Below are 19,070 nucleotides of genomic sequence, written 5' to 3' on the forward strand. Positions count from 1 at the left end.
TGGTTAACATATCCATTATTGTTTATAGCTGTTCCAATACTTTCCAGCATTGGTATAATCCTCTTGGTACATGGAAACATCCTTTCCATTTTCCTCCTTTGAGTGGTAGTAGCACTTCACCTCTCCGATTTAAGTATCCATACCATTCGGGATGCTCTTTATCTTTAAAATGGGTCCATGTATAATCGTGTACTTTTTCAAACCATTCCAGACATTGGTTATCTCCGGTCAATTGATAACTCTTCAGAAGAGATATGAGTGTTTCAATATGCACCCACCAGAGTTTCTGGTCCCATTCCAGTTGTTGGGGAGGACAACCGTTACGATCCATAAAATAGTAGATACCTCCATATTCTTTATCCCAACCATATTCAAGCATTGTAAGAGTGATATTCTTAGCCTTTTCGATTAATTCCGGACGGTTTAGGCGTTTCCCTAAATCCATTATAAACCACATGGCTTCAATCGCATGGCCAGGGGTAATCTGCCGTCCTTCAAAGCAATCTATCAGATTACCATTCACATCTACATTCTCAACAATGATACCACCAAGTTCGGGACGATAGAAGACAGACATAACTTCATGAATACAAGTATCCATCGCTTGTTCCAAATAGTCCTTGCCTAAAATATGCTCAATTTCCATAGCAAGATTGCATAGTATCATCGGCAGGGCAAAGTTTTTCAGATTACGGGTATCTGGATGAAGCTTGTTCCATTTACCTTTCGGGTTATCTACTTTGGAAAGGATAATGTCGAAGGTTTTCTTGGCTATGTCAGCATATTCCTGATTACCGGTTGCAAGGCTTAATTGCCCGAAAGCCATGGCAGCGAATGTATACGAAAAGATATTGTATGGTTCTACCAATGGTCTACCCGAACGGTCAAGTGAAAAGTACCAGTTATAGTCTCCATCATGTCCGTATCTTTTTAAAAAATCACCACCTTGAACGGCACAATCAAGCCATTCCTTACGTTTTTCTACCTTGTTGTAAAGCATGGAAAACATCCACACCTCGCGACCTTGCAGCCAGATAAATTTATCTGTATCGAAAACTTTTCCTTCACGATCCAGACAGGTGAAGTAGCCACCATACTCATGGTCTTGTGAGTTCTCAAGCCAGAAAGGAAGAACATTATCCAAGAGTTCATCCTTGTATTGATTTGCCAGTTTCTTAAAATCCATACATCTTTTATTATTAAGTTATTAAGGTCTTTTTGTTTTACTATTCCGAACGGGTCCAATATCTTTCAATCTCTTCCAGCGACTTCCCGGTAGTCTCCGGCACGAGTTTCCAGACAATCAGCATATACGGCACGCACATGAGGGCGAACAGGAAGAATGTTCCGGCGGGGGTAAGGTTCTGGAGCATCCAGGGGGTCAACTGTCCGATCAGGTACGTTCCGATCCACAGAGCGAATCCTGCTATCGACATGGCCAGTCCGCGAACCTTGGTGGGATACATCTCAGAGAGGAGCACGAACACCACGGCACAGATAGAAACGGCACAGCAGAATACATAGAACAGGAAAAAAATAAGCAGGAAGAGGCTGGATACTCCCAGGGAATCTCCGAAGAGGAAGTACAGGCCGATGAGAATCAGAGAAACAACCATTCCCGAAACTCCGTAATAAACAAGTTTCTTGCGGCCTACCTTATCAATGATGACAAGAGCCAGAATGGTGGTCAAAGTATTGACTAGTCCTACCAGAACTTGGTAAAATCAAAGTTTACTGTTTGCATAGTAATATTATAGTAGAAAAGTTTTATCTTTATCGCGTTAAACTAACTAATACCCCCATTATGAGAAGAATTTATTATTTACTTTTCCTTATCCTCTTAGGATATTCTTTTGACGTAAAAGCTTCAGACACAGTATTTATCCATGAAACACAAATCCCGGTTTTGATAGAGCGGCAAGACAATGTTCTGTTCTATCTTCGTTTGGATGCAAAAGAAAGTAAGAAGCTCGATGAAATCATTTTAGATTTTAGTAAAAGTACGAATCTGACTGATATTCAGGCAATCAAACTCTATTATGGAGGAACAGAGGCGTTGCAGGACAAAGACAAAAATCGCTTTGCTCCAGTAGAGTACATATCCAGCCACCGTCCGGATGGGACATTGGCGGCTATTCCTTCCTATTCGATCAAATGTGCAGAGGTGGGATCATCAGAAAAAGTTGTATTAAAAGGTAATTACAATTTATTTCCGGGTGTAAATTATTTTTGGATCAGTTTGCAGATGAAAAAAGATGCCTCTTTGCAGACTAAGATACTCTCTGACTTGTGTGCCGTAAAAGTAGATGGGAAAGAATTATGTTGTAAATCTATTTCTCCAAAGAATATCGTTCACCGGATGGCAGTTGGAGTTCGTCATGCCGGTGATGACGGTTCTGCTTCTTTCCGTATTCCCGGGTTGGTGACTACCAATAAAGGAACCTTATTAGGCGTGTATGATGTTCGATACAACAGTAGTGTCGATTTACAGGAATATGTTGACGTGGGTTTGAGCCGTAGCATCGATGGAGGAAAGAGTTGGGAGAAGATGCGTCTTCCGCTTTCATTTGGCGAGTATGGTGGTCTGCCTAAAGCACAGAATGGGGTAGGGGACCCCTCTATTTTAGTAGACACTAAGACGAATACCGTCTGGGTGGTTGCCGCATGGACACATGGTATGGGTAATCAACGCGCCTGGTGGAATTCCCATCCGGGAATGGATCTGAATCATACGGCACAGTTAGTATTGGCTAAAAGCACAGACGATGGTAAAACCTGGTCGAAGCCTATCAATATAACAGAGCAGGTGAAAGATCCTTCCTGGTACTTCCTGCTTCAAGGTCCCGGACGTGGAATAACGATGAGTGATGGCACATTGGTATTTCCAACGCAATTTATAGACTCTACCCGTGTTCCGAATGCAGGAATCATGTATAGTAAAGACCGGGGAAACACATGGAAAATGCACAATATGGCACGAACCAATACAACAGAAGCGCAAGTGGTGGAAATAGAACCGGGAGTATTGATGCTGAATATGCGTGATAATAGAGGAGGAAGTCGTGCTGTTTCCATAACGAAAGATTTGGGAGAAACATGGACAGAACACCCATCTTCCCGCCAAGCACTTCAGGAACCGGTATGCATGGCTAGTCTGATTCATGTAGATGCCAAAGATAACATATTAAATAAAGATATCCTGCTGTTTTCGAACCCGAATACGACCAAAGGACGTAATCATATAACAATAAAAGCAAGTCTGGACAAAGGACTTACCTGGTTGCCGGAACATCAATTAATGCTCGACGAGGCAGAAGGATGGGGGTATAGTTGTCTGACAATGATTGATAAAGAGACAATTGGTATACTATATGAGAGTAGCGTCGCACATATAACCTTTCAAGCGATAAAATTGACAGATATAATAAAGGAATAAAGAGTCTGTCCCGAAAGTCCGAAGATTTAAATCTATGCTTACGATTTATAGGTAGCAAGATTTAGTTATAATGAAAAAGAATATCATTATAATAAAAAACGCCATTTCAGCTTACATTTGAGGGCAGAATACTACTCTTTATTTAACTAATTATAAACTGAAATTTTAGCCGATTTAATTGGGGCTTTCTGGACAGCTCATGCTAAAACAACATATTTTGTTAAATTATCCGTGAAATTTGCTGAAAAAGTAATATCTTTGAAACCGTTAATATCTAATGCCCCCACTATGATGATTGATTTGATCGGAAAAAAGACTCAAATAGCATGTGGACTACTATGCTGTTGCAGTATGGCATATGCGCAGAGCAATGACAATTCCGAAGTTGTGGTTTTAAATGCAGGTTGGGAATTTTCCCAGGCAGGCACGGAGCTATGGCGACCGGCACAGGTTCCCGGCACCGTTCATCAGGATCTTATCTATCATAAACAAATTCCCGATCCTTTTTACGGTATCAATGAACAGAAGATTCAGTGGGTGGAAAATGAAGACTGGGAGTATCGGACTGCTTTTACAGTTACCCCCGAGCAACTGAAACGGGACGACGCCCAATTAGTCTTTGAAGGTCTTGATACATACGCCGATGTATACCTCAACGGAGCACTGTTGTTGAAAGCCGATAACATGTTCGTCGGCTATACGATACCCGTCAAGTCACAACTCCGTCTCGGAGAAAACCTTCTTCACATCTATTTTCATTCACCCATCCGGCAGACAATGCCTCAATATAACTCTAACGGATTCAACTATCCGGCAGACAACGACCATCACGAAAAACATGTAAGCGTATTCTCCCGTAAAGCCCCTTACAGTTATGGCTGGGACTGGGGAATCCGCATGGTGACTAGTGGTATCTGGCGTCCGGTAACCATCCGTTATTACGACGCAGCCTCTATCAGCGACTACCACGTAAAGCAACTCTCGCTGACCGACCAACTGGCAAAACTATCCAACGAATTGGAAATAAATAATATCCTCCCTCAAGCACTTCAAGCAGAGGTGAGAATCAATACCTCCTTCGAAGGAAACACAGAAAAAGGCATTAGCCAGGCAATCACCCTACAGCCCGGAATCAATCATATATCTATTCCTTCCGAAGTGCTGTCGCCGGTACGTTGGATGCCGAATGGCTGGGGAAAGCCCGCCTTGTATGATTTCTCTGCTCAAATAATCGTAGAAGATAAAGTCGTAGCCCAACAATCCCACCGGATAGGACTGCGTACCGTTCGCCTCGTCAATGAAAAAGATCAGGACGGAGAATCCTTCTATTTTGAAGTAAACGGCGTTCCGATGTTTGCTAAAGGAGCCAACTATATTCCCCAGGATGCCCTATTGACTAACGTCACTACCGAACGCTACCAAACCTTATTTAGGGACATCAAAGAAGCCAACATGAATGTCATTCGTGTGTGGGGAGGCGGAACCTACGAAGACGACCGTTTCTATGACCTGGCAGATGAAAACGGAATACTGATATGGCAGGACTTTATGTTTGCCTGCACTCCCTATCCGTCCGATCCAACCTTCCTGAAAAGAGTAGAAGCAGAAGCCTGCTACAACATTCGCCGTCTTCGCAATCATGCTTCCCTGGCGATGTGGTGTGGCAATAATGAAATACTGGAAGCCTTGAAATATTGGGGATTCGACAAGAAATTCACGCCGGAAATCTATCAGGAAATGTTCCAAGGCTATGACAAACTGTTCCACCAACTCCTTCCTACCAAGGTAAAAGAGCTGGATGCCGACCGTTTTTATATACACAGCTCCCCGTATTTAGCCAATTGGGGACGCCCCGAATCATGGGGGATAGGAGACAGCCACAACTGGGGAGTATGGTATGGACAAAAAACTTTCGAATCACTAGATACAGATCTTCCTCGTTTCATGAGCGAATTCGGTTTCCAGTCCTTCCCGGAGATGAAGACTATTGCCACCTTTGCGGCTCCTGAAGATTATCAAATCGAATCGGAGGTGATGAATGCCCATCAGAAAAGCAGCATCGGCAATGCCCTGATTCGCACCTATATGGAACGTGACTATATCATTCCCGAAAAATTTGAAGACTTTGTCTATGTCGGACTAGTATTGCAGGGACATGGCATACGTCACGGTCTGGAAGCGCACCGCCGCAACCGTCCCTATTGTATGGGTACATTATATTGGCAATTGAATGACAGTTGGCCGGTAGTGTCATGGTCGGGTATTGATTACTACGGTAACTGGAAAGCCTTGCATAATCAGGCAAAGCGTGCATTTGCCCCCGTTCATATCAACCCTTTGCTGGAAGGTGACAACCTGTGTGTTTACCTGCTTTCCGATCATCTTGACACCCGGGAGAAACTGACGCTGGAAATGAGACTGACGAATTTTGCAGGAAAGAAAGCCGGAAGAACGGTTGTCCTTCCTTCTTTGACTCTTCCGGCCAACACTTCCCAATGTGTATATCGCACTTCGCTTACCACTTTGTTTTTTCCTGCAAAGCGCCCGCTTGCGGATGACCTGCGCCATTGCTTCATGCAACTGACCTTGAAAGACAAGTCCGGGCATACGGTAGCCGAAACAGTCTACTTCTTTAGAAAGACGAAAGACCTGCTTCTGCCCAAGACAACCGTTTCCTGCAAGATAAAACAGAAAGACGGCGTGTGCGAATTGACCCTGCTTTCTCCCGCTCTTGCAAAAGACGTCTTTATTGAAATCCCTTTGCAGGGAGCCCGTTTCAGTGACAACTTTTTCGACCTCCTTCCCGGAGAGCGTAAGACAGTTGTCATCACTTCTCCCCAAATAAAGAAAGGAGAGGAGTTGCCTTTGACAATCAAACATATTCGTGAAACCTATAATTAATTTATTAATAACTTAACACTTAATTTTTTAGTTTATGAAACAACTCTTAAAGTTAACCGGATGTCTGGCACTAGCAGGACTTTTTGCCTCTTGCCAATCGGCGCAACAGGACGCCAACTACCAGATCATCCCCATGCCACAAGAAATTGTAACAGCTCAAGGAAATCCCTTCATTCTGAAGAGCGGTGTGAAAATCCTTTATCCGGAAGGAAACGAGAAGATGCAACGCAACGCACAATTCCTGGCCGACTATCTGAAAACCGCTACCGGAAAAGATTTCGCTATCGAAGCCGGAACGGAAGGTAAGAATGCAATCGTACTGACATTGGGCACGGCAAACGAAAATCCGGAATCCTATCAGTTGAAAGTAACCGGTGACGGAATCACGATTACTGGTCCTACTGAGGCCGGCGTATTCTATGGCATCCAGTCCCTGCGCAAATCATTGCCTGTGGCTGTCGGTGCAGACATTTCCATGCCTGCCGTAGAAATCAATGACGCTCCCCGCTTTGGCTATCGTGGTGCACACTTCGATACCAGCCGTCATTTCTTTACAGTAGATGAAGTGAAAACTTATATCGATATGATGGCTTTGCACAATATGAACCGTTTTCACTGGCATATTACCGAAGACCAGGGCTGGCGTCTGGAAATCAAGAAATATCCGAAGCTGACAGAAATCGGTTCCAAGAGAACAGAAACAGTCATCGGACGTAACTCCGGTGAATACGACGGCAAACCTTACGGTGGCTTCTATACCCAGGAGCAGGCGAAAGAAATAGTAGCGTATGCTGCCGAACGTTATATCACAGTTATTCCCGAAATCGACCTTCCGGGACACATGCAAGCTGCCCTTGCCGCTTACCCCGAATTGGGATGTACCGGTGGCCCGTACGAAGTATGGAGACAATGGGGAGTATCTGAAGATGTGCTTTGTGCCGGAAACGATCAAGTCTTGAAATTCCTCGAAGATGTATATAGCGAATTGATTGAAATCTTCCCTTCAGAATATATTCATGTAGGTGGTGACGAATGTCCGAAAGTACGTTGGGAAAAATGTCCGAAATGTCAGGCACGTATCAAGGCGCTGGGCTTGAAATCGGATGATAAGCATAGCAAGGAAGAACGTCTGCAGAGCTTCGTAATCAACCATATCGAAAAATTCCTCAACGACCACGGACGTCAGATCATCGGTTGGGATGAAATCCTCGAAGGCGGACTTGCTCCTAACGCTACTGTTATGTCATGGCGTGGTGAAAAGGGTGGTATCGAAGCAGCCAAGCAGAAACACGATGTTATCATGACTCCGAACACTTACCTGTATTTCGACTACTACCAGACAAAAGATACGGAGAACGAACCTCTCGGTATTGGTGGTTACCTGCCTCTTGAAAGAGTGTACAGCTACGAGCCGATGCCGGCTTCCCTCACTCCGGAAGAACAGAAATATATCAAAGGCGTGCAGGCTAACCTCTGGACTGAATACATTCCTACTTTCTCTCATGCCCAGTATATGGTATTGCCCCGTTGGGCTGCCTTGTCCGAAATCCAGTGGTCGGCTCCCGACAAGAAGAATTATGAAGACTTCCTGTCCCGTCTGCCGCGCCTGATTAAATGGTACGATGCGGAAGGATACAACTATGCCAAACATGTATTTAATGTAACTGCCGAATACACGCCGAACCCGACGGACGGTACACTGGACATCACTTTGTCTACCATTGACAATGCGCCTATCCATTACACCTTGGACGGCACGGAACCTACCGCTGCTTCCCCGCTTTATGAAAGCCCGCTGAAAATCAAGGAAAATGTAACTTTCTCTGCCATTGCTGTCCGTCCTACCGGAAATAGCCGTGTGGTTTCTGAAAAGGTTAATTTCAGCAAATCCAGCATGAAGCCGATTGTAGCCAACCAGCCGGTCAACAAGCAATACATGTTCAAAGGCGAATCTACATTAGTAGACGGCTTGAAAGGAAATGGCAATTACAAAACCGGTCGTTGGATTGCGTTCTACAAGAACGATATGGACATGACTATCGATCTTCAGCAGCCTACCGAGATTTCGAGCGTTGCTATTTCTACTTGCGTGGAGAAGGGCGACTGGGTGTTTGACGCGCGAGGACTTTCCGTAGAAGTTTCGGACGATGGCAAGAACTTTACCAAAGTTGCTTCCGAGGAGTATCCTGCTATGAAAGAAAGCGATAAGAATGGTATCTATGAACATAAACTGTCATTCAGCCCGGTGAAAACTCAATACGTGAAAGTGGTTGCCTTGTCTGAAAGTAAAATGCCGGCATGGCATGGCGGCAAAGATAGTCCGGCATTTTTGTTTGTAGACGAAATCACGATAGATTAATGAATATAAGAAATAGATACGCTAAAGTTTGTCTTTTCTTATGGGTATTGGGAATGTGCTTAACCGCACATTCCCTCAAAGCACAGTCCGTCATACCTGTCCCATTAAAAATGGAGCAGGGGACGGGCTGTTTTTTACTGTCAGAGAACACAAAACTTTATATAAACTTGCAGGGTTTAGAAGCGCAGCTTCTGGAAAATTGCTTGCAAGCATTGCCGGTTCATTTGAAGAAAGGGAAAAAGAAGGATACGCAGAATATACTTTCTCTGTTGATAACTGAAAAGAACCACCAGTTGCCATCGCCGGAAAGCTATACCCTTTCCGTCACTCCGCAACAAATCCTGATACGCGCCACTTCGGGAGCCGGATTATTCTATGGTATGCAAACCCTGTTGCAGTTGGCACAACCTTCGGGGGCAGGCAGCTATTCCATAGCCTCTGTCGAGATAGAAGACACTCCCCGTTTTGCTTACCGTGGACTGATGCTGGACGTGTCCCGCCACTTTTCTACCAAAGAGTTTATAAAGAAACAGATAGACGCACTGGCGTATTACAAAATCAACCGTCTGCACCTGCATCTGACGGATGCGGCAGGCTGGCGATTAGAAATCAAGAAATACCCTTTGCTGACCGAATTTGCAGCCTGGCGTACAGATCCCACCTGGAAGCAATGGTGGAACGGCGGACGTAAATATGTCCGTTTCGATGCTCCCGGAGCTTACGGCGGTTATTACACCCAGGATGATATTCGTGAAATCTTGGAATATGCCCGTCAGCATTATATCACGGTGATTCCCGAGATTGAGATGCCCTCCCATTCGGAAGAAGTGCTGGCAGCCTACCCGCAGTTATCCTGTTCGGGCGAACCTTACAAGAACTCCGATTTCTGTGTCGGCAATGAAGAAACCTTCACGTTTCTGGAAAATGTGCTGACGGAAGTCATGGAACTTTTCCCTTCCGAATACATTCATATCGGTGGCGATGAGGCCGGCAAGTCGGCTTGGAAGACCTGCCCGAAATGTCAGAAGAGAATGAAAGACGAGCATCTTGCCAATGTAGACGAGCTGCAAAGTTACCTGATACACCGCATTGAGAAGTTCCTGAACAATCATGGGCGTCATCTGCTGGGGTGGGACGAGATTCTGCAAGGAGGCATTGCCCCCAACGCAACCGTCATGTCATGGCGTGGAGAAGAGGGGGGCATCGCTGCCGTAACCTCCGGCCATCGTGCCATCATGACGCCGGGTGCCTACTGCTATCTGGACAGTTATCAGGATGCCCCATATTCGCAGCCGGAAGCCATCGGTGGATACCTGCCGTTGAAGAAAGTATATTCTTACAATCCCGTTCCCGCTTCTTTAACTGCGGAACAGGCGAAGTTGGTCTACGGTGTGCAGGGCAACCTATGGGTGGAATACATTCCCACTCCCGAACACGTGGAGTATATGATTTACCCCCGAATCCTGGCATTGGCGGAAACAGCCTGGTCGGCTCCGGAACGTAAGTCATGGCCGGATTTCCATGTCCGTGCATTGTCGGCAGTGGCCGATTTGCAGGCAAAAGGATACCATCCTTTCGATTTGAAAAAAGAAATCGGCAGCCGTCCCGAGTCGCTTCAATCGGTCAGCCATCTGGCATTGGGTAAAAAGGTGATTTATAATTCACCTTACAGCTCCCATTATCCGGCACAGGGAAACACTGCTCTGACGGACGGCATACGTGGCGATTGGACCTATGGTGATGGCTCGTGGCAAGGATTCATCTCGGACAACCGCCTCGATGTGACGATTGATATGGAAAAAGAAACCTCCATCCATTCCGTCACTGCCGCCTTTATGCAGGTGGTAGGTGCGGAAGTATTCCTGCCGGAGACTGTGGTGATTTCCATTTCCGATGACGGAACCCATTTCACCGAGTTGCGAAACCAACACTTTGAAGTGAGCAAAGAAACACCCATCCGCTTTACGGATATTTCATGGCAGGGCGAAGCCAAAGGAAGATACGTACGCTATCAGGCACAGGCCGGAAGTGAATTCGGAGGCTGGATATTTACGGATGAGATTATTGTGAAATAAATATTGCAGGCATAAGGATAATACGTATGATGCGTTTTTTTAGGATTATTCCGGCCTAAAGCAACCGTGTAATCCGTATCATCCGGACTTGTTGATTTCAACCTGTCAATATCATTTAAATAAAAGAGGGAATCTACTCAACCAGATTCCCTCTTTTTTTGTTATATTTGTATTATTACCTTAAAAACTAAGAATATGGTACAACACGCTAGACTCATTTTCTACAGCCTTCTTCTTCTGGTAATCCCGTGCGAGGGCACGTTGGCACAGAAGATTCCCGTCGCGCCCATAGACTCATTGATTACCGTAGGATATGCCACCGGAAGTTTGAAAACCCTGTCCGGTTCCGTAGAGAAAATCACGGAGACACAGATGAACAAAGACCAGATAACGAACCCTTTGGAAGCAATCCGTGGACGTGTGCCGGGATTGACCATCCAACGGGGCTCCAACGGACCGGCGGCTCTGGATGCGGTGCGCCTGCGGGGAACTACCTCACTGACCAGCGGCAACGACCCTTTGATTATCGTCGACGGAGTATTTGGCGACTTGAGTATGCTTACCTCCATTTACCCTACGGATATTGAGAGTTTTACCATTCTGAAAGACGCTTCCGAAACCGCACAGTACGGTTCGCGAGGTGCATCCGGTGTGATAGAAGTCACCACCAAAAAAGGGATGAGCGGCAGGACACAGGTAGCTTACAACGGTAGCTTCGGGATTTCCACCGTCTACAAGAATTTGAAAATGCTGTCCGGTGATGAATTCCGTCGTGTAGCATCGGAACGCGGCATTTCCATTCTGGACAAAGGGAACAATACCGATTTCCAGAAAGAGATTGAGCAGACAGGACTGCAACAGAATCATCACATCGCCTTTTATGGCGGTTCCAGTGAGTCCAGTTATCGTGTTTCTCTCGGTTTTATGGATCGTCAGGGAGTGATTCTGAATGAAGACATGAAGAATTTCACTTCAAATATGAACATGAATCAGAAAATGTTCGACGGCTTCCTGAACTGCGAACTGGGAATGTTTGGTTCCATTCAGAAGAACCATAACCTGGTAGATTATCAGAAAACGTTCTATTCGGCAGCTACGTTCAATCCTACCTATCCCAATCATAAAGACCCCGTCACCAATTCGTGGGACGGAATAACGACCGCCAGCCAAATCACCAATCCATTGGCATGGATGGAAGTGCAGGACGATGATGCCACTTCGCACATCAGTACGCACGCCCGTCTCACTTTCAATCTGATGGAAGGACTGAAACTAAGCCTGTTCGGTGCCTACACTTACAATATCGTAGAAAATTCGCAATACCTTCCCACTTCCGTCTGGGCGAACGGTCAGGCATATAAAGGAACCAAAAAGCGCGAATCCTTATTGGGAAACATGATGCTGACCTATAAGAAAAACTGGAAAAAGCATTTCTTTGACGTATTGGCACTTGCCGAACTTCAGAAAGAGACTTACACAGGCTATTATACCACAGTCAGCAATTTCAGCACCGATAAGTTCGGGTATAATAACCTTCAGGCAGGAGCGCTCCGTTTGTGGGAAGGCACTAATTCCTACTACGAGCAACCGCGCCTGGCATCTTTCATGGGACGCTTCAATTATACATACGCCGACCGCTACGTACTGACGTTGAATGCCCGTACAGATGCTTCCTCCAAATTCGGAGCCAACCATAAATGGGGCTTTTTCCCCTCTGCGTCCGCGGCATGGGTGATTAGTGAAGAAGAATTTATGAAGCAATTCCCCGTGATAGACAATCTGAAATTCCGTATCGGTTACGGTCTGGCAGGTAACCAGAGCGGGATTGACTCATACACAACGCTGAATCTCGTCAAGCCGAACGGTGTCGTCCCTGTCGGAAACTCCGCTATCGTATCTTTGGGAGATCTCCGGAATACGAATCCCGATCTGAAATGGGAAGTGAAACATACCTTTAATACCGGTTTCGACATCGCTTTATTCGGCAACCGCCTGTTGCTTTCCGCCAACTATTACAACTCCCGCACCACGGATATGCTCTACCTTTACAACGTAAGCGTGCCCCCTTTCACCTATAACACCTTGCTTGCCAACATCGGCTCCATGCGCAACTGGGGTACGGAAATCGCCATCGGTATCACCCCTTTGAAAACGAAGGACATGGAACTGAATATCAATGCCAACATCACCTTCCAGCGCAACAAACTGCTTTCATTGAGCGGTATGTATAACGGCGAAATGCTTTCCGCTTCCGAATATAAAAGTCTTGCCAGCCTTGATGGAGCCGGCTTCCACGGCGGCTACAACCACATCGTTTATCAGATGGTGGGGCAACCGTTGGGCGTGTTCTATCTTCCTCACAGCACCGGACTGGAGTCCGACGGAAACGGTGGATATACCTATGGCATCGCCGACCTGAATGGCGGAGGCGTCAGTCTGGAAGATGGTGAAGACCGCTATGTGGCAGGGCAAGCCGTACCCAAAACGATTCTGGGATCTAACATCAGTTTCCGTTACAAGCGTTTCGACCTGTCTTTGCAGATCAACGGAGCCTTCGGACATAAAATCTACAACGGAACTTCCCTGACCTATATGAACATGAATATATTCCCCGACTACAACGTAATGAAGAAAGCTCCGCAACAGAACATCAAGGATCAGACCGCCACCGACTATTGGCTGGAAAAGGGAGATTACGTCAACTTCGACTATGTGACGCTGGGCTGGAACGTGCCGATTGAGAAGGTGCAGAAACTAAAGAAATATGTCCGTTCCCTGCGCTTAGCATTTATTGTCAACAATCTGGCAACCATCTCCGGTTATTCGGGACTTTCGCCCATGATTAACAGTTCCACGGTGAACTCAACGTTGGGCGTGGACGATAAACGGGGGTATCCGTTGGCACGGACGTACACCTTAGGATTGAGTATTAACTTTTAATGGAGGAGGAGAGGATGAAACGATATATGAAAAATAGAAATCAGTTTTTGCAGATCTCAAAGCAAATAATCTACCCTTCAAGAATATTATTATTTCTTCTGGTGACGAGTCTGACCTTATTTTCTTGTGATAAGTTCTTACAGGAAAATCCGAAGGACAAACTACCGGAAGAGGATGTCTACAATACGATCTCGGAAGTATATCTCAATGCGGTAGCTTCGCTTTATACCTACGTAGGCGGTTATAGCGACAGTCAGGGATTGCAGGGAACGGGTAGGGGAGTCTACGACCTGAACACTTTCACTTCCGACGAAGCCATCATCCCCACCCGTGGAGGCGACTGGTACGATGGCGGCTTTTGGCAAGGACTTTACCTGCACGATTGGGGTGTTGAGAATGACGCTATTCAAGCTACATGGGAATATCTTTACAAAGTCGTCATGCTAAGCAACAAATCGCTCGAACGGATAGACAAGTTTGCCGAATCCCATTCCGATGCGGAACTTCCGGCATATCGTGCCGAAGTGCAGGCCATGCGAGCCATGTATTATTATTATCTGATGGATTTGTTCGGACGCATCCCGTTGGTTCAATCCTCTTCAGTGGCAATGAAAGATGTTGTCCAGAGTGAACGGAAAACGGTTTTTGAGTTTGTATTCAAGGAATTGCAGGAAGCGGCTCCTCTGTTGAGCGATGCGCACAGTAACCAGTCCGGTCCTTATTATGGCCGTATCACCCGTCCGGTAGTCACTTTCCTATTGGCTAAACTGGCTCTGAATTCCGAAGTCTATACGGACAATGATTGGACAGACGGACAACGTCCGGACGGAAAAAACATAAAGTTTTCAGTGAACGGCAACGAACTCAATGCCTGGGAAACAGTCATCTACTACTGTGACCAGCTAAAGACGCTGGGCTACAACGAATTGGAATCAAAATACGAAACCAATTTCTCCATTTTTAATGAATCATCGATAGAGAATATTTTTACTATTCCGATGAATAAAACCTTGTACACCAATCAAATGCAATATCTATTCCGTTCCCGCCACTACAATCATGCCAAGGCGTACGGCCTAAGCGGTGAGAACGGCCCCAGTGCAACTATTGAAGCCCTCGAAACCTTCGGTTATGAAACAGCCGAACAAGATCCCCGCTTTGATATTTGCTATTTTGCGGGAGTGGTGCACGATCTGAAAGGAAACATCATCAAGCTGGATGATGGCACCGTATTGGAGTATCTGCCTTGGAAAGTAGCTCTGGATATTACAGATACCCCGTATGAACAAACAGCAGGAGCCCGTATGAAGAAGTACGAAGTCGACCCGACTGCCACAAAAGACGGTAAATTGATGGAGAATGACATTGTACTGTTCCGCTACGCGGATGCTCTGTTGATGAAGAGTGAAGCGAAAGTGCGCAATGGAGCCAGTGGAGATGAAGAACTGAATGAAGTCCGTAGCCGCGTCAATGCCTCCTCCCGTCCTGCCACTTTAGAAAATATCCTTGCCGAACGTCAACTCGAACTGGCTTGGGAAGGTTGGAGACGTCAAGATTTGGTTCGCTTCGGGAAGTTTACAAGAGCTTACAGTAGCCGCCCGCAATTGCCGGATGAGGGAAACGGATATACTACCGTGTTCCCTATACCGGAGAAAATACGGGTGATGAATACGAAGTTGAAGCAGAATCCGGGGTATTAACAGCAGTTATTATTCAATCAACTCAAAATCATATTTTTCAAATTCATTCCCGTTGATAATCATAGCAATTTGGTGAAGTCCGAGATGGAGCTTCCTCGTTGTAACCACCCGGAAAGAATGTTTTCGGGTGATTCGCGTGGTTGAGTTCCCGGCATATTCTTTCTCGCTGATTTTATGCACTTTCTTCGTCAACGTTCCATTCGCTTTTTGGTAATAGATCCCATATTCGAGTCGTATCTTGGTCGTTTGATCGTTCTTGTTCAACAGTTTAAAACTAACCTCCAACGAATCCCCGACTTTCACTTCCGGGCTTGAAATTTGGAAATCCTCCACACAGATATTGCTGATAGTAGAGTTGAAGCCGAACAACTCCATCACCTCCGGATTGCCTTGTTTTAAGAGCGTCCGGCAACCGTGTTTAATAATCCAATCCACTTCTTTCGATTCTCCCTTCCATTTCTTTACTAAATCAATGACGATTTCGGGATTATCTTTCGCGATATCATTCAAATTATTGGCAACGCTCAACCGCACAAATCTTGCCGGATCATTTTTTAGATTTTCCAGAATAGGAATGATAGGCGCAGGATTCTCTTTCAGGTTCGGCAACGCCATCGCCCAGGGAAGACGCGGACGACAGCCTTCTGACGCAAGCCGCCTGACTCCCCAATGTTCGTGTTTCGACCAAACCAACATCTGTTTCATCATCTGATCCGGATATTTGATAATAAAAGAATGAGTCACAAACTCGCAGCTTGTGAACTGTGTGATTTTCTCTATCGCCTTGACAGAAGTTTCGTAATCGTCCAGCCCATATTGTTCGACATAATTATCCAAAATCCCCCCATACTCTAAAGTCAAGCCAAACTTCGTGTCGTCTATCACCGAGAAATCAGGCCGTGTCTTTTTTATATGATCCAACAATTCAAGTATCTTAGCGATCGCCTCTTTGTAATCTGCCGGTAAAAACTTTCTTAGCACCGTTGTGATGTGCATGCAGCGTTGTTTAAGTTCCCTGCCTTCCCATTCATCGTCCATCACTTGAGATACAAACTCGCGAGCATCAAAATTGTCGATAACAAGTTTCAAATCTTTCGTAAACAGATCGAAAAATTGCTCGTTAAACATGTTTTTAAAAGGTTCTGCCATTCTTTAAATATATAGTTTAGTTAAACAGTTATTGTTTTTTTATGGAGCGACTAAATAATGTTTCTTTGATAAATTCGTTTTTTATAATTTGAACTTTAAAGTGTTGATAATTATTTTATGCCGATCTATTTGTTTGTTATACAAATATATGCCATTTTTTTTAGGATAGCCCTATATCGCGCCTTATTTAGGTAAACTATATGAAAAGATTGTGCGAGAGGGAGTCTATTTAGAGAATATCATAAAAAAAGTGGGCCACAAAAAGATTGCAGCCCACTTATACCTTATATATGATAATATGATAGCAAAAAGACTAATCGAAGAAACTCTTGAATTTCTTGAAAATCTTCTCTTTTACCGACGTGTTAGGTTTGAAATTGTCTGAAGCTTCCATCTTTTCGAGCGTGTTCTTTTCCTCCTTGTTGAGAGCTTCCGGCACATAGATACTGATATTGACCAGCAAATCTCCCGTACCGTACCCGTTTACATTCGGCAACCCCTTGCCACGCAAGCGAAGCACTTTACCCGGTTGAGTACCCGAATCAATCTTCACTTTCACTTTGCCGTCGATTGTCGGAATTTCCACAGCACCGCCCAGTGCAGCCGTCGGGAAACTAAGCAACAGATTATAAATCAAATCATTTTCGTCGCGAATCAAGTCCTGATGCGGTTCTTCCTCAACGAGGATCAATAAGTCGCCTGCCACACCGTTGTGCTTGCCGGCATTTCCTTTGCCGCCCATAGAGAGCTGCATACCTTCTGCCACTCCGGCAGGGATTTTTACGGTTACCACTTCCTCACCGTAAACGATTCCGTCGCCACCACACTTCTTACATTTATTCTTGATAATCTTTCCCTCGCCGCCACACGTAGAACAAGTGACGCGAGTCTGCATCGTGCCCAGAATGGTCTGCTGGTTACGGATCACCGAGCCGCTACCCTTACAAGTAGGACAAGTCTCCGATCCGCCGTCACCCTCGGCACCCGTGCCATGACACTGGTCGCACGGCACATATTTTTTGAGTTTAAATTTCTTTTCTACTCCGGTAGAGATTTCCTTCAACGTCAGCTTCACTTTCACACGGAGGTCACTGCCGCGATACCGGCGTTGCTGTGAACCGCCACCGCCGCCAAATCCGCTGAATCCTCCGAAGCCTCCCCCGAAACCGCCGCCGCGGCCACCAAAGATGTCGCCAAACATAGAGAAGATGTCATCCATTGACATTCCCTCGCCACCGAAACCACCGAACGGACCGCCATTGCCTGCCGCACCGCTCACTCCCGCATGACCGAACTGATCGTAACGCGAACGCTTCTCCGGATTGCTCAACACGTCGTATGCCTCGGCCGCCTCCTTAAATTTCTCTTCAGCCTCCTTGTCGCCCGGATTCTTGTCGGGGTGATACTGAATTGCTTTCTTACGGTATGCTTTCTTTATTTCTTCTACTGTGGCTGTCTTCGTCACCTCCAATATTTCGTAATAGTCTCTTTTTTCTGCCATGCCCATTTATTGATTTATGATTGAAAAGATTTATGATTTATGAATTCTGATTTATGATTTACTCTGCAGACCAATAGCGCAGCCATAAATCATAAATCATAATTCATAAATCTCCTCATTCTCCTACTACCACTTTAGCGTGGCGGAGCACTTTGTCGTTCAGTGTATATCCCGTTTGCACACAGTCCAGAATCTTACCTTTCTGTGCTTCCGACGGTGCGGGGATTACCGCGATGGCTTCATGGTAATCAGTGTCCAGTGGTTGGTCTTTTGTTTCGATGACTTTCACACCGTTTTGTGCCAGGACAGCCATAAATTTATTGTAAATCAGTTCTACTCCTTCTTTTACGGCATTGACATCTGTTGCCGTTTCCATTGTTTTGATGGCACGTTCGAAGTCGTCCACCACCGGAAGAATGCTGCTAAGGCTCTTTTCGCCACCGTTCAGAATCAGTTCGGCCTTTTCCTTCATGGTGCGTTTCCGGTAGTTGTCAAATTCGGCAGATAAGCGCAGGTATTTATCCTTCTGCTCTTCAATCTCCTCTTGGGCCTTTTCCAGTTCTTTTTCCAACTCTTCTTCATGAGTCAGGGGAGTGGCGTCCTCCGCTTGTTCGTTTTGCGGTTGTTCTTCCGCATGGTTTTGAGTTTCCTCAACGTTCAGTTCTTCTTCCTTCACTTTTTTTTCTTTCGGATCCATCTTGGTATTTACTATTTTACTAGTTACTATTTACTATTTAACACACACGTTATCTTAACTTGGTAAAATAACGCCAATAAACATACCGGGCTGACCGGATGTCATTGATTTTGTCTGCAAAAACTTTGCCAAGTTGGCTGTTTTGCCAAAAAACGCAGCAAAGGTAACACTTTTATGTCAGATTGGCACATATCAGATAGCTCATAATTCATTTTAAATGTCTAACTTTGCACACTAAAATAGTTAATACTAAAATAGTAACTAACGAAATAGTAAAATAGTAGCTAGCAAAATAGTAAAATAGTAACTAGT

10 protein-coding genes and 1 pseudogene are annotated in these 19,070 nt (G+C 45.4%); 6 read left to right on the forward strand and 5 right to left on the reverse strand.

The features are described 5' to 3' along the window. Positions 1-22: 22 nt before the first annotated feature. A complete protein-coding gene (locus INE92_RS04350) occupies positions 23-1,186 on the reverse strand; it encodes a n-acyl-d-glucosamine 2-epimerase (RefSeq protein ID WP_008644151.1) in 1,164 nt (387 codons plus the stop codon). Between the two features lie 40 nt (positions 1,187-1,226). Next, positions 1,227-1,724: pseudogene (locus tag INE92_RS04355) on the reverse strand (MFS transporter); the annotation flags it as partial. Positions 1,725-1,804: 80 nt separating this feature from the next. Between INE92_RS04355 and INE92_RS04360 the strand changes: the two are divergent. From INE92_RS04360 to INE92_RS04385, 6 genes are all read left to right on the forward strand, one after another. Then, on the forward strand, positions 1,805-3,436 hold the full coding sequence (locus tag INE92_RS04360; RefSeq protein ID WP_195435896.1) for a sialidase family protein: 1,632 nt from the start codon (positions 1,805-1,807) through the stop codon (positions 3,434-3,436). A 288-nt stretch (positions 3,437-3,724) separates the two neighbouring features. Further along, positions 3,725-6,337: a beta-mannosidase gene (locus INE92_RS04365; RefSeq protein WP_195435900.1), complete on the forward strand. Its 2,613-nt coding sequence runs from the start codon at positions 3,725-3,727 to the stop codon at positions 6,335-6,337. 34 nt (positions 6,338-6,371) lie between these two features. Continuing rightward, complete coding sequence (locus INE92_RS04370; protein WP_134985574.1) at positions 6,372-8,696, forward strand: glycoside hydrolase family 20 protein; 2,325 nt, start codon at positions 6,372-6,374, stop codon at positions 8,694-8,696. Then, a complete protein-coding gene (locus tag INE92_RS04375) occupies positions 8,696-10,771 on the forward strand; it encodes a glycoside hydrolase family 20 protein (protein WP_212701965.1) in 2,076 nt (691 codons plus the stop codon). Before INE92_RS04370 ends, INE92_RS04375 begins: the two co-directional genes overlap by 1 nt. Positions 10,772-10,966: 195 nt before the next feature. Beyond that, positions 10,967-13,711 carry a SusC/RagA family TonB-linked outer membrane protein gene (locus INE92_RS04380; RefSeq protein WP_212701967.1) on the forward strand — a complete coding sequence of 915 codons (2,745 nt, stop codon included), beginning with the start codon at positions 10,967-10,969 and terminating at the stop codon, positions 13,709-13,711. After that, positions 13,711-15,411, forward strand: a complete 1,701-nt coding sequence (locus INE92_RS04385) for a RagB/SusD family nutrient uptake outer membrane protein (protein ID WP_212701969.1) — start codon at positions 13,711-13,713, stop codon at positions 15,409-15,411. Before INE92_RS04380 ends, INE92_RS04385 begins: the two co-directional genes overlap by 1 nt. Before the next feature lie 9 nt (positions 15,412-15,420). Here INE92_RS04385 and INE92_RS04390 read toward each other — a convergent pair whose 3' ends face one another. The 3 genes from INE92_RS04390 to INE92_RS04400 form a co-directional block, all read right to left on the reverse strand. Then, positions 15,421-16,560 (reverse strand): DNA alkylation repair protein, encoded by a 1,140-nt coding sequence (locus INE92_RS04390; protein WP_212701970.1) that lies wholly within the window; start codon positions 16,558-16,560, stop codon positions 15,421-15,423. A 313-nt stretch (positions 16,561-16,873) separates the two neighbouring features. Beyond that, the gene (gene dnaJ, locus INE92_RS04395; protein ID WP_008022049.1) at positions 16,874-18,061 is read right to left on the reverse strand and encodes a molecular chaperone DnaJ; all 1,188 of its coding nucleotides are present in this window, start codon (positions 18,059-18,061) and stop codon (positions 16,874-16,876) included. 115 nt (positions 18,062-18,176) lie between these two features. Continuing rightward, on the reverse strand, positions 18,177-18,758 hold the full coding sequence (locus INE92_RS04400) for a nucleotide exchange factor GrpE (RefSeq protein ID WP_004315797.1): 582 nt from the start codon (positions 18,756-18,758) through the stop codon (positions 18,177-18,179). Positions 18,759-19,070: the final 312 nt, after the last annotated feature.

This window comes from Bacteroides xylanisolvens (genome assembly GCF_018289135.1).
Lineage (GTDB): Bacteria > Bacteroidota > Bacteroidia > Bacteroidales > Bacteroidaceae > Bacteroides > Bacteroides xylanisolvens.